This is a genomic window from Streptomyces sp. NPDC008092 (assembly GCF_042957285.1).
Taxonomy (GTDB): domain Bacteria; phylum Actinomycetota; class Actinomycetes; order Streptomycetales; family Streptomycetaceae; genus Streptomyces.
On the sequence record NZ_JBIBHY010000015.1, the window covers coordinates 86443 to 98854 of the forward strand.

Genomic DNA, 12412 nt, shown 5'->3' on the forward strand with positions numbered 1-12412 from the left:
TAGGGAGGGGGTGCTCCTGCCTCCCTCGGGACGGGCCGGCGGCGCCGGGAGCCGTCGGCCCGGGTCCGAGGGGGGGTGGCGAAGGCGGTCTACGACGTGGTGACCCGGAGGTGTTTCACCCCGTTGATCCATGCCGAGCGGAGCCGGTCCGGGTCGCCGGTCAGGCGCAGGTCCGGCATCGCGTCGGCGATCGCGTTGAAGATCAGGTCGATTTCGAGGACGGCGAGGGACTTGCCGAGGCAGTAGTGGGGGCCGCCGCCGCCGAAGCCGAGGTGGGGGTTGGGGTCGCGGGTGATGTCGAAGGAGTCGGGGTCGGTGAAGACCTCGGGGTCGTGGTTGGCGGAGGCGTAGAAGACGCCGACCCGGTCGCCCTTGCGGATCAACCTGCCGCCCAGCTCGGTGTCCTGGGTGGCGGTGCGCTGGAAGGAGTTGACCGGGGTGGCCCAGCGGACGATCTCCTCGGCGGCGGTCGCCGGGCGCTCGCGCTTGTAGAGGTCCCAGGCGTCGGGGTGGGTCAGGAACGCGTGCATGCCGTGGGTGATGGCGTTGCGGGTGGTCTCGTTGCCGGCCACCGCGAGCATCAGCACGAAGAAGCCGAACTCGTCGGAGCCGAGGTTGCCCTCGTCCTCGGCGGCGACCAGCGTGGAGACGATGTCCTTGGCCGGGCACTGCTTGCGGTCGGCCGCCATGTTCATCGCGTAGGCGATCAGCTCGGTGGCGGACTCGGCGCCCACCTCCTCGGTGATCGCGTACTCCGGGTCGTCGTACGAGATCATCTTGTTGGACCAGTCGAAGATCTTGGCCCGGTCGTCCTGCGGGATGCCGATCAGTTCCGCGATCGCCTGGAGGGGGAGCTCGCAGGCGACCTCGGTGACGAAGTCGAAGGGGCCGGAGTGGGCGCGGGCCGCCTCGACGATCGCCCCGGCGCGATCGCGCAGCCGCTCCTCCAGGGCGCGGATGGAGCGCGGGGTGAAGCCGCGCTGGATGATCTGGCGGACCCGGGTGTGCTCGGGCGGGTCCATGTTCAGCAGGATCAGCCGCTGGGCGTCGATCGCGTCCCGCTGCATGTGCTCGCCGAAGCGGATGATCGCCGTGTTGAGCCAGGACGAGAAGAGCTCGGGGTGCGTGGAGACGTACTTGACGTCCGCGTGCCGGGTGACGGCCCAGTAGCCGTCGTCCGCGAACCCGGCGAGGCCGTGCGGCTGTTCGATCCAGCGGACCGGTTCGGCCTGGCGCAGCTGGGCGAACTCCGGGAGCGGCACCCGGTGATGGAGCAGATCGGGGTCGGTGAGGTCGAACCCGTCGGGCAGCGCGGGACAGGGCATGGCGACTCACTCCCACCGTGTACGGACCTGGATGTGCCGGCGTTCCGGCGGTCGCTCCGACAGCCGTTCTGACGGACCATCAGAAATGCCGGTTGCCGTGAAGGTAATAACGGGTTCTACAACTCGCAAGGGGCACGGTCACCCCAATTGCATGCACCCCTCTTGCGGTTGTGGACGGACTGTCAGCAGACTGCACCCAGAACTAGTACGCGTTCTAGTTCTGCGTGGCGGGCCGGGCCGGGACGCCCCTGCGCCGCGCGGGTGACCGAGGAGAGGACCGAGCCCCCATGGCCGCGGAACCCGTGATCGTCGAAGCCGTACGCACCCCCATCGGCAAGCGCGGCGGCGCGCTCGCCAACCTGCATCCCGCCTACCTCCTGGGCGAGACCTACCGTGAACTCCTCGGCCGCACCGGCATCCCCGCCGACGCGGTCGAGCAGATCGTCGGCGGCACGGTGACCCACGCCGGCGAGCAGTCCATGAATCCCGCGCGTACCGCCTGGCTGACCATGGGGCTGCCCTACGAGACCGCGGCCACCACCGTCGACTGCCAGTGCGGCTCCTCGCAGCAGGCCTCGCACATGACCGCCAACATGGTCGCCGCCGGGGTCATCGACGTCGGGATCAGCTGCGGGGTCGAGGCGATGTCGCGGGTGCCGCTGGGCTCGGGCTCCAAGCACGGGCCGGGCAAGCCGTTCCCCGACGAGTGGAACGTCGACCTGCCCAACCAGTTCGAGGCCGCCGAGCGCATCGCCCGCAACCGGGGCCTGACCAGGGAGGACGTCGACGCGCTCGGGGTGCTCTCGCAGGAGCGGGCGGCGCACGCCTGGGCCGAGGAGCGCTTCAAGCGCGAGACCTTCGCCGTCCAGGTGCCGACGACGGAGGAGGAGCAGCACGCGGGGCAGGGCATGTGGCGCCTGGTCGACCGGGACGAGGGGCTGCGGGACACGTCGGCCGAGGCGCTGGCGGGCCTGAAGCCGGTGATGCCGACGGCGGTCCACACGGCCGGCAACTCCTCGCAGATCTCCGACGGCGCCGCCGCCATCATGTGGGCGTCCAAGCGCATGGCCCGCGCCCTCAAGCTCCGCCCCCGGGCCCGGATCGTCGCCCAGGCGCTGGTCGGCGCCGACCCGCACTTCCACCTCGACGGCCCGATCGACGCGACCCGCGCCGTGCTCGGCAAGGCCGGCATGACCCTGAAGGACATCGACCTCGTCGAGATCAACGAGGCGTTCGCGTCGGTGGTGCTCAGCTGGGCCCGGGTCTTCGAGCAGAACCTGGACAAGGTCAACGTCAACGGCGGCGCGATCGCCCTGGGTCACCCGGTGGGCGCCACCGGCGCCCGCCTCATCACCACCGCCCTGCACGAACTGGAGCGCACCGACAAGGAGTTCGCCCTCGTCACCATGTGCGCGGGCGGCGGCCTGGCGACCGGGACGATCATCCAGCGGCTGTAGGAGCGGCTCCGGACGGCGGCTGTGAGCGGTCAGCTGGAACTGCCGCAACGGGCCGCCGTTCGTCCGCGGCGCCGTCGTGGCTGGTCGCGCAGTTCCCCGCGCCCCTTCGGGGCGCTGCAGCCCTCGGCCCCTGCAGCAGATACCCCACCCCGAACCCCGCCCCGACCACGGCCGCGCCGCCCACCGCGTCCAGCACCCAGTGGTTGCCGGTGCCGATGATCGCCGAGACCGTGAAGAGGGGGTGGACCAGGCCGAAGGCCTTGAGCCACCACTTCGGGGCGACGACGGCGATCACGATCCCGCACCACAGCGACCAGCCGAAGTGCAGCGAGGGCATCGCCGCGTACTGGTTGGTCAGCTGGGTGAGGGTGCCGTAGTCCGGCTTGGCGAAGTCCTGCGGGCCGTGCACCGTGTCGATGATGCCGAGGCCCGGCATCAGGCGGGGCGGGGCCAGCGGGTAGAGCCAGAAGCCGATCAGGGCGAACGCGGTGGCGAAGCCGAGGGCGGTGCGGGCCCAGCGGTAGTCGACCGGGCGGCGGACGTAGAGGACGGCGAGGACGGTCAGCGGGACGACGAAGTGGAAGGACTCGTAGTAGAAGTCGAGGAAGCTCCGCAGCCAGCCGATGCCGTACACGGTGTGGTTGGCCCAGTGCTCGATGTCGATGTGCAGGAACCGCTCGATGTCGTGGATCTGGCGCCCGTGGTGTTCGGCCCGGGCCCGCCCGGAGGTGCCGTTGCCGTCCCCGGCGGCGGCGAGCCGTATCTGCTGGTAGGCGAAGTAGACCAGCCGCATCGCGACGAGTTCGAGGAAGAGGTTGGGGCGGGTCAGCACCCGGCGCAGCGAGGGAGCCAGCGGGACCTGCCGGAAGCGGGCCGGGACCGGCTCGGCGTAGTCCGTCGGGACCGGCCGGACGAACTCCGGGGCGGTGCGGGACAGGAAGGGGACGACCGTGGCCGCGGCCAGGGCGGCGAGCAGGATCGTGTTGTCGCGCACGGGCACGAAGAGCGCCTGGTTCGGCAGCATCGCCTTGGCCGGCAGCGTCATCACGAGGACGACCACGGCCGGCCACACGGTCCGGTCGGCGGCGCGCCGCCCGGCCCGGCCGACCACCGCGAGCAGCACCCACAGCAGCTGGTGCTGCCAGGCGGCCGGTGACACCGCGACCACCGCGCAGCCGGTGATCGCGACCGCGAGCAGCAGCTGCCCGTCGCGGGCGTAGCGCACCGCGCGGCGCAGCGCGACGACGGCCACGGCCGCGCCGAGCGTCAGGAACAGGGCGATCTCCAGCGGGCCGCTCAGCCCGAACCGCAGCAGCGCGCCGTGCAGCGACTGGTTGGCGAGCGCGTCCGCCTCGCCGCCGAGGCCGGCGCCGGCCATGTGGTGGATCCAGTAGGTGTACGAGTCGTGCGGCATCGCCGCCCAGGCCAGCGCCGTGCACACCGCGAAGGTCGCGCCGGTGGCGACGGCGGCCCGGCGGCGGCCGGTGAACCACAGCAGCGGGGCGAAGAGCAGCAGGGCCGGCTGGAGGGCGGCGGCCAGGCCGATGCAGACTCCGCTGTCGCGCTGCCCGCGGGCGGCGAAGCAGCCGAGCAGCACCAGCAGGACCGGGATGATGCTGGTCTGGCCGAGCCAGAGGGTGTTGCGGACCGGCAGCGAGAGCATCAGCAGGCTGATCGCGACCGGTGCGGCCAGCAGCGAGGTGCGGCGGCTCACCGGCTGGGGCAGCGCGCGGGCGGCGACCAGGCCGAGGGCGACCACCAGCAGCAGCGTGCCGAAGGTCCAGCCCCAGCCGAGGGCCTGCTCGGCGGCCCTGGTGAGCGGCTTGAGCACCAGCCCGCCGAAGGGGGTGCCGGTGAACTGCGTCGAGTCGTACAGGGAGCCCTTGACGTGCAGCACGCCGTCCGGGCCGACCCAGGTCTCCAGGTCCGTCAGCCGTTCCCCGCTCGGGGTGGCGAGGACCACGGCCAGCTGCCGTACGACGAGGATCGCGGCCACCGCCCACAGGGCGAGCCGGACCATCCGGAACCGCGCCCCCGCCGCCGCCCCGCCGAACGCGTCCGCTGCCCGCCCGCTGTGTTCCACATTCGCCACGCCTCGCCGGCCTCCCGCCCCGTTACGCACACCTGCTGGTCCGCTCGATCGCTCCGAGAACCCTACGAGGCTCCCATCACCACTGGGCAGAGACGCAGGCAACCCCCACTTCACCTGACGTCCGTCCGCCTTTTGTCCGGAAGACGACAGTGCCCCGGGGGTGGGGTTGACATCGCCCAGCGCGACAAGGATCACAGTGCGCAACGCGCATACCCCTGCGGGAGCGGGCAGACGTCCCTGCGTACACCGCGTTTGGCTGCACTATGCAGGTAAACGCGTACGCGACGTAACGCCCTCAAGTACTCCTATCGTCGCTTTTCGTCCCGTCCACCGCCGTACGGGCCGCGCCCCCTGTCCCCCACGAAAGGTAGGCGAGCCCCGTTTTGGCGACCGCCACAGCAGTCACCCCGTCCCACCGGCTCCCCGGCCCCCGTACGGCCACCGCCACCGCCCCGACCGTCACCGACCCCGCGCTGGTGAAGCGCGCCGTGAAGGCGGCCGCGCTCGGCAACGCCATGGAGTGGTTCGACTTCGGCGTCTACAGCTACATCGCGGTGACCCTGGGCAAGGTCTTCTTCCCGTCGGGCAACCCGACCGCCCAGCTGCTGTCCACGTTCGGCGCCTTCGCCGCGGCCTTCCTGGTCCGCCCGCTCGGCGGCATGGTCTTCGGCCCGCTCGGCGACCGCGTGGGCCGCCAGAAGGTCCTCGCCGTCACCATGATCATGATGGCCGCGGGCACCTTCGCGATCGGCCTGATCCCGTCCTACGCGACGATCGGCGTCGGCGCCCCGCTCCTGCTCCTCGCCGCCCGCCTGGTCCAGGGCTTCTCCACCGGCGGCGAGTACGCGGGCGCGTCCACGTTCATCGCCGAGTACGCGCCGGACAAGAGGCGCGGCTTCTTCGGCAGCTGGCTGGAGTTCGGCACGCTGGCGGGCTACATCGGCGGCGCCGGCCTGGTGACCCTGATGACGGCCCTGCTGTCCACGGACGACCTGACCTCCTGGGGCTGGCGCATCCCCTTCCTGATCGCGGGCCCGATGGGCATCATCGGCCTCTACCTGCGGATGCGCCTGGAGGAGACCCCGGCGTTCGCCGCGGAGGTCGAGAAGGCGGAGTCGTCCCGCCCGAAGGTCCCGCTCCGCGAGATGATCACCGGCCAGTGGCCGGCCCTGCTCCTGTGCATGGCCCTGGTGCTGGTCTTCAACGTCACCGACTACATGCTGCTGTCGTACATGCCGAGCTACCTCACCAGTGAGCTGAAGTACGACGAGACGCACGGTCTGCTGGTCGTCCTCGGCGTGATGACGCTGATGATGATCGTCCAGCCGTTCGCCGGAGCCCTGACCGACCGCGTCGGCCGCCGCCCGGTGATCGCGGCGGGCTGCGCGGGCTTCCTGCTCCTCTCCGTCCCCGCCCTCCTCCTGATCCGCCAGGGCAGCCTGCTCGCGGTCGCCCTCGGCATGGGCGCCCTGGGCCTCCTCCTGGTCTGCTTCACCGCGGCGATGCCGGCCGCCCTCCCGGCCCTCTTCCCCACCCGGGTCCGCTACGGCTCCCTGTCGATCGGCTTCAACGTGTCGGTGTCCCTGTTCGGCGGCACGACCCCACTGGTGGTCACGGCCCTGATCGGAGCGACGGGGAACATGATGATGCCCGCGTACTACATGATGGCGGCGGCGGTGATCGGCGGCTTCGCGGTATGGCGCATGGCGGAGACGGCGGGCAAGCCCCTGCCGGGCTCGGCGCCTTCTGTCGAGGCGCCTCGGTAGGAGCGCCCCTTCAGGGGCGCGGGGAACTGCGCAAAACCCCCCACCCACCTGCACCGTTCGAACAATCCGCCCCGTCGGCCCGTACCGTCGGCAGACAGACGGTGGCTGTCCGGAACGGCTCCAGGTACGACGCCCTCCGCTATACCGTCTGTAGTCCTGATCGGCGGTAGGGCGGAGGGCACCTGTTCATGACCGGCCAGCGGCGACCCCGCCGACGGACACGTCTACTCGCGGTCCTCCTCATCCTCACCGGCATCCAGCTCGGCTGGCTCGCCGCCCCCGCCTTCGCCTGCGCCTGCGGCGCCCTCGTCCCCGACGCCGCCCAGCAGGTCACGGTCGGCCGCGAGGAGTCCGTACTGCGCTGGGACGGCACCCGCGAACAGATCGTGATGCGTCTGACGGTCGACGGCGACGCCGACCGCGCCGCCTGGATCATGCCCGTCCCGCACCGCGCCACCGTCGCCCTCGCCGACCCGGCCCTCTTCGACCAGCTGCACACCCTCACCGCCCCGGCGCACCGCACCCGCCACCACTTCTGGCCCGAGGACGGCGACTGGCCCCTCACCACCGGCAGCGCCACCTCCCCCGGCCCGCCCGGCGCGCGCGCCTCCGCCCCGCGCGTCGGCGTGGTCGACCGCCAGCGGCTCGGCCCGTTCGACGTGGCCCAGCTGACCGCCACCGACTCCGGCGCCCTGGACGGCTGGCTGCGCAGCAACGGCTTCCCCGTCCCGCCCCGCCTGGACACCGCGCTCCAGCCCTACGTCGCGGACCACTGGGAGTACGTAGCGGTCCGGCTCGCGCCCCAGACCTCCGACACCACACTGCACGGCGCCCTCGACCCGCTCCACCTCGCCTTCGCCAGCGACCGCCCGGTCTACCCGATGCGGCTGTCCAGGCTCGCGGCCACCCCGCAGTCGCTCGGCCTGTACGTCCTCGCCGCGCACCGCATGGAGCCGCGTTCGGCGATCGGCGGCGAACGCCCCCGGGTCGTCTACGCCGGCCGGCTCGGCCACCCGACGGGCGAGCTGGGCGAACTGGCCGCCGGCACCCCGTACCTGACGGCGATCGGCCAGGAGTTCCCGTACCCGTCCCGGATCTCCGCCGACCACGTGCTGCGGCGGGCGGCCTCGGACACCCCGGTCCAGCAGGTCGTCTACGAGGACCGGCTGCGCGAGGTGGCCGGGATCCCGGCGTGGCTGCTGACGGTCGGCGCGGCGCTGGTGCTGGTCGTCACGGTCACCGCGCTCACGGCCGTACGCCGCTCCCGCCACCCGGCCCCACCGCCCCCTCCCGCACAGCCTCCCGCACAGCCGCCGGCACCCACGGAGCCACCGACGCCGCCTGCGCCGATCGGCTGAGTTCCGTGCGGCACCGGGGCGGTGGATCACCGGCGCGTCCGCCGCCTCAGTAGTGCTATCCAGGTAGCTGTCACCACCGGACAGCCATCTGCATAGGCGAAAGGCAGCGGACGCATGAGCGGCTCTCAGCTCTGGGACGACGTCGACTTCTACTTCACCAGCCATCTGTCACCGGACGACGAGTCGCTCCAGGCGACCCTGCGGGAGAGCGAGGCGAACGAGCTCCCGCACGCCAACGTCACCGCCAACCAGGGCAAGCTGCTCCAGCTCCTCGCCCAGATCCAGGACGCCAGGCACATCCTGGAGATCGGCACCCTCGGTGGCTACAGCACCATCTGGCTGGCCCGGGCGCTGCCCGCCGACGGCAGGCTGATCTCGCTGGAGTACAGCGCCCGGCACGCCGAGGTCGCGGTCCGCAACATCGCCCGCGCGGGTCTGGAGAAGATCGTCGAGGTGCGGGTCGGGCCCGCCCTGGAGTCGCTGCCCAAGCTCGCCGACGAGAACCCGGCCCCCTTCGACCTGGTCTTCATCGACGCCGACAAGGCCAACAACCCGCACTACGTGGAGTGGGCGCTCCGGCTGACCCGCACCGGCAGCCTGATCATCGTCGACAACGTGGTGCGGGGCGGCCGGGTCGTCGACGCCGAGAGCGCCGAGCCGGACGTGGTCGGCACCCGCGCCGCGATCGAGCTGATCGCGGCCCACCCGAGGCTGACCGGCACGGCGATCCAGACGGTCGGCAGCAAGGGCTACGACGGCTTCGCGCTGGCCCGGGTCCTCGACTGACCCGGCCGGATCACCGCGAGGGCGTGGCTCAACCCTCGTGGTAGAAGCCCACGTTGACGCTGCGCGGGGCGGTGCGGTCGCGGACGACGATCTCGCCGGAGCCGCCCCGGGGCAGCGCGACGGTCCCGCCGTACGTAATGGCCTGGGCGTACTCCCCGACCTTCAGCAGCACCTCGGAGGACGGCTCGGCCTGGGAGCCGCGCAGCCAGGTGACCTGCCAGCCGCCCTCGGGCCCGCACAGGAACTCCAGGTGCACCCGGGAGACGAACAGCCAGTCGTCGGGCGTGGTGAGCCGGCAGGCGGCGGCGTCGCGGCCCACCCGCAGCACGGCACCCGGGTCGCTGGGCGCGTCGGCCATGAGCATGCCGGCCGTCTCGCCCGCTTCTCCGGACACGGAGGCCATGGTGAGTTCGAGCACGTGCGTTCCCCCTGCGCGGTTCCTGAATCCTTCGTGGATCTCCGGCGCATGATAAAACGCCCGGCCGGGCCGCGTCCGGCACAATGGAGTCATGACCGAGCGAAAGCCACCCGGGGTGCCGTTCGAGTCCTGGGTCGACAAGCAGATCCAAGACGCCCAGCGGCGCGGTGAGTTCGATCAACTGCCGGGCGCCGGCAAGCTGTTGCCCGACGGCCAGGACACGTCGTACGACGAACTGTGGTGGGTCAAGCGGAAGTTGGCCCGGGAGGGCCTGGCGATGCTGCCGCCGTCGCTCGCCCTGCGCAAGGAGGCCGAGGACGCGCTGACGGCCGCCTACGCGGCGCCTTCGGAGCGGATCGTCCGCGAGATCATCACGGATGTCAACGTCAGGATCCGCGACATGATGTTCAAGCCGCCGCCCGGGCCCCCGCTGGGCAAGAAGCCGTACGACGTCGAGGAGGTCGTACGCGAGTGGCGGGAGCGCCGGGCGGCGGCGGCCGCGGCGGAACCGGATCCGGAACCGTAGGCGGCGTCGGAACCGGATCCGTAAGCGGCATCGGAACCGGCACCGGCACCGGCACCCACCGGTGAACCAGCCCTCCCGGGGCCGCGCATATCCGGTTGCGCGGGCGGGCGAGATCCTTCTGGGATTACGGTCCATGACCTTCTGGACGATCGCCCCGGAACAGCCGGACTCCGCCGCCGCCCGCGCCCTGTGGCGGGCGTACTACACGGAGGTCAGCGACCGCTGGTACCTGCGCCACGAGGGCCGCCGCACCGACCCGGCCGAGCTGGAACGGGGGATCGCCGCCCGGCCGGGCTCCGAACTGGCCCCGCCCACCGGCCGGTTGCTGATCGCGCGGTACGGCGGTGAGCCGGCCGGCAGCGCCGGCGTACGGCTCCTGGACCCGGCCACCGCCGAACTCACCCGGGTCTTCGTGAGCGAGCCGCTGCGCGGCCGGGGCGGTGCCGCGCTGCTCGTCGCGGCGGCCGAGGACGCCGCCCGTGCCCTCGGGGCCGCCCGGATCGTCCTGGACACCCGGACCGACCTGGCCGAGGCGCGCGCCCTGTACGCGCGGCTCGGCTACACGGAGACCGGGCCGCACAACGACGACGTCTACGCCGAGCACTGGTTCCGCAAGGAACTCGTCAGCTGATCCCGCGTGCCGCCGGGTTCTGCGGCTGTTCACGTTCGGTGCCGCAGAGTTCGTCGGTCAGCTCCCGTACCAGCCGGTCCAGGTCGGTGGGCCGGTCCGGGCTCCACCAGTCGCCGAGGAGGTCGGCGAGTGAGTCCTCACGGGCCTTGGCGAGCCGGTCGGCGACCTCGCGGCCCTGCCCGGTGAGGGACAGGCCGAGGCCCAGGCGGTCGGCGAGGTGCCGCTCCTCCAGCTGGCGGGCGCCGGCCAGGACGACGCCCATCGGGACGGGGCCGCGCTCGGCGAGCCGCCCCGGCTCCACCGAGCCGTACTTCCGGATCCGCAGCAGCAGCCAGCCGGAGGCGGGCAGCAGGTCGGCGTACCCGGCCCGGGTGTTGATCTTCCGGTAGATCTCCCGGCGCCCCTCCCGGGTGCCGAGCAGGGACAGCGCCCGGCAGCACTCGTCGTACGACGACCGCTGGACCGGGTTGGGCGGGATGGTCTCGGAGGCGTCCGGCGCGGTGACCGAGCCGCGCAGCCGGTCCTCCTTGAGGAACCAGGCGAGGACGAACCCGATGAGGGCGACCGGGGCGGCGTAGAGGAAGACGTCGGTGATCGAGGACGCGTACGCGTGCAGGGCCGCCGGCCGCAGCGCGGGCGGCAGGGCGGCGATGCCGCGCGGGTCGGCCTTGAGGGCGTCCGGGGTGGCGCCGGGCGGGAGCCGGACGCCCCGGAAGGCGTCGGCGAGCTTGTCGGCGAGGCGGCCCGCGAAGACGGAACCGAAGATGGCGACGCCGAAGGAGGCCCCGATGGAGCGGAAGAAGGTCGCGCCGGAGGTGGCGACGCCGAGGTCCTCGTACGAGACGGAGTTCTGCACGATCAGCACCAGCACCTGCATGACCAGCCCGAGGCCCAGGCCGAAGACGAAGAAGTAGGCGCTCATCTGGGCCGTCGAGCTGTGCTCGTCGAGCCGGTGCAGGAGCAGCAGCCCGATGGTGGTCACGCCGGTGCCGGCGACCGGGAACACCTTCCAGCGCCCGGTACGGCTGACGATCTGCCCGGAAAGGGTCGACGACAGCAGCAGACCGATCACCATCGGCAGCATGTGCACGCCCGACAGGGTCGGCGATATGCCCTGCACGACCTGGAGGAAGGTCGGCAGATAGGTCATCGCGCCGAACATCGCGAACCCGACGATGAAGCTGATCACGGCGGCGAGCGTGAAGGTGCGGATGCCGAAGAGCTTGAGCGGCAGTACGGGTTCGGCGGCCCGCCCCTCGACGGCCACGAAGGCGACGGCGAGAACGGCCCCGGCGACCGCCAGCCCGATGATCTGCGGCGAGCCCCACGCCCAGGTCGTCCCGCCCAGCGAGGCCACCAGCACCAGGCAGGTGGCGACGGCGGCGATCAGGAAGGTGCCGAGGTAGTCGATGACGTGGTGGGCGGTCCGGCGCGGGATGTGCAGCGCGGCGGCGATCACGGCGAGTGCGACCACGCCGACGGGCAGGTTGACGTAGAACACCCAGCGCCAGCTCAGCTGCTCGGTGAGCAGCCCGCCGAGCAGCGGTCCGAGCACGCTGGTCGTGCCGAACACGGCGCCGAACAACCCCTGGTAACGGCCGCGGTCGCGGGGCGGCACGATGTCCCCCACGATCGCCATCGACAGCACCATCAGCCCACCGCCGCCCAGCCCCTGCAGGGCGCGGAAGCCGATCAGCTCGCCCATGTTCTGGGCCATCCCGCACAGCGCCGACCCGACGAGGAAGATCACGATCGCGAGCTGGAAGAGCCGCTTGCGCCCGTACAGGTCGCCGAGCTTGCCCCACAGCGGGGTGGCGGCGGTGGAGGCCAGCAGGTAGGCGGTGACCACCCAGGACAGGTGCTCCAGCCCTCCGAGGTCGCTGACGATGGTCGGCAGGGCCGTCGACACGATCGTCTGGTCGAGCGCGGCCAGCAGCAGCCCGAGCAGCAGTGCGCCGATCGGGACCAGAACATTGCCGGGTACGCGCTCCGCGTCCTTCGCCGGAGTGTGCGTCGTTTCCACGGCCATGGAGACCTCCCGGGGCTTTCGGCC

At 72.0% G+C, this 12412-nt stretch carries 10 protein-coding genes; 6 read left to right on the forward strand and 4 right to left on the reverse strand.

Translation table 11 applies throughout. The features are described 5' to 3' along the window. Positions 1-89 precede the first annotated feature (89 nt). Positions 90-1325: a cytochrome P450 gene (locus tag ACFZB3_RS38580; RefSeq protein WP_391384906.1), complete on the reverse strand. Its 1236-nt coding sequence runs from the start codon at positions 1323-1325 to the stop codon at positions 90-92. Positions 1326-1612: 287 nt separating this feature from the next. Between ACFZB3_RS38580 and ACFZB3_RS38585 the strand changes: the two genes are divergently transcribed. Next, positions 1613-2782 carry a steroid 3-ketoacyl-CoA thiolase gene (locus tag ACFZB3_RS38585; protein WP_391384910.1) on the forward strand — a complete coding sequence of 390 codons (1170 nt, stop codon included), beginning with the start codon at positions 1613-1615 and terminating at the stop codon, positions 2780-2782. Here ACFZB3_RS38585 and ACFZB3_RS38590 read toward each other — a convergent pair. Next, a complete protein-coding gene (locus ACFZB3_RS38590; protein ID WP_391384914.1) occupies positions 2766-4874 on the reverse strand; it encodes a phosphatase PAP2 family protein in 2109 nt (702 codons plus the stop codon). The genes ACFZB3_RS38585 and ACFZB3_RS38590 overlap by 17 nt on opposite strands. Before the next feature lie 383 nt (positions 4875-5257). On the opposite strand from ACFZB3_RS38590, the gene ACFZB3_RS38595 reads away from it, so the two are divergent. The 3 genes from ACFZB3_RS38595 (at position 5258) to ACFZB3_RS38605 (ending at position 8784) form a co-directional block, all read left to right on the forward strand. Then, positions 5258-6640, forward strand: a complete 1383-nt coding sequence (locus ACFZB3_RS38595) for an MFS transporter (RefSeq protein WP_391384917.1) — start codon at positions 5258-5260, stop codon at positions 6638-6640. Between the two features lie 188 nt (positions 6641-6828). After that, complete coding sequence (locus ACFZB3_RS38600; RefSeq protein WP_391384920.1) at positions 6829-7998, forward strand: DUF2330 domain-containing protein; 1170 nt, start codon at positions 6829-6831, stop codon at positions 7996-7998. 114 nt (positions 7999-8112) lie between these two features. Further along, positions 8113-8784 carry a class I SAM-dependent methyltransferase gene (locus tag ACFZB3_RS38605; RefSeq protein ID WP_391384923.1) on the forward strand — a complete coding sequence of 224 codons (672 nt, stop codon included), beginning with the start codon at positions 8113-8115 and terminating at the stop codon, positions 8782-8784. A 28-nt stretch (positions 8785-8812) separates the two neighbouring features. Here the strand turns inward: ACFZB3_RS38605 and ACFZB3_RS38610 are convergent, their stop codons facing one another. Next, positions 8813-9202 carry a hypothetical protein gene (locus ACFZB3_RS38610; protein ID WP_391384926.1) on the reverse strand — a complete coding sequence of 130 codons (390 nt, stop codon included), beginning with the start codon at positions 9200-9202 and terminating at the stop codon, positions 8813-8815. 91 nt (positions 9203-9293) lie between these two features. Between ACFZB3_RS38610 and ACFZB3_RS38615 the strand changes: the two genes are divergently transcribed. Continuing rightward, positions 9294-9728, forward strand: a complete 435-nt coding sequence (locus ACFZB3_RS38615; RefSeq protein WP_391384929.1) for a DnaJ family domain-containing protein — start codon at positions 9294-9296, stop codon at positions 9726-9728. A 133-nt stretch (positions 9729-9861) separates the two neighbouring features. Next, positions 9862-10359, forward strand: a complete 498-nt coding sequence (locus ACFZB3_RS38620) for a GNAT family N-acetyltransferase (protein WP_391384932.1) — start codon at positions 9862-9864, stop codon at positions 10357-10359. Here the strand turns inward: ACFZB3_RS38620 and ACFZB3_RS38625 are convergent. Further along, positions 10352-12388, reverse strand: coding sequence for a DHA2 family efflux MFS transporter permease subunit (locus tag ACFZB3_RS38625; RefSeq protein WP_391384935.1), 2037 nt, complete (start codon positions 12386-12388; stop codon positions 10352-10354). The genes ACFZB3_RS38620 and ACFZB3_RS38625 overlap by 8 nt on opposite strands. Positions 12389-12412 lie beyond the last annotated feature (24 nt).

Excerpts from the sequence above, each read along its gene's own strand:
- ACFZB3_RS38580 (WP_391384906.1), bottom strand. The coding sequence starts at position 1,325 with ATGCCCTGTCCCGCGCTGCCCGACGGGTTCGACCTCACCGACCCCGAT.
- ACFZB3_RS38585 (WP_391384910.1), top strand. The coding sequence starts at position 1,613 with ATGGCCGCGGAACCCGTGATCGTCGAAGCCGTACGCACCCCCATCGGC.
- ACFZB3_RS38600 (WP_391384920.1), top strand. The coding sequence starts at position 6,829 with ATGACCGGCCAGCGGCGACCCCGCCGACGGACACGTCTACTCGCGGTC.
- ACFZB3_RS38605 (WP_391384923.1), top strand. The coding sequence starts at position 8,113 with ATGAGCGGCTCTCAGCTCTGGGACGACGTCGACTTCTACTTCACCAGC.
- ACFZB3_RS38615 (WP_391384929.1), top strand. The coding sequence starts at position 9,294 with ATGACCGAGCGAAAGCCACCCGGGGTGCCGTTCGAGTCCTGGGTCGAC.
- ACFZB3_RS38620 (WP_391384932.1), top strand. The coding sequence starts at position 9,862 with ATGACCTTCTGGACGATCGCCCCGGAACAGCCGGACTCCGCCGCCGCC.
- ACFZB3_RS38625 (WP_391384935.1), bottom strand. The coding sequence starts at position 12,388 with ATGGCCGTGGAAACGACGCACACTCCGGCGAAGGACGCGGAGCGCGTA.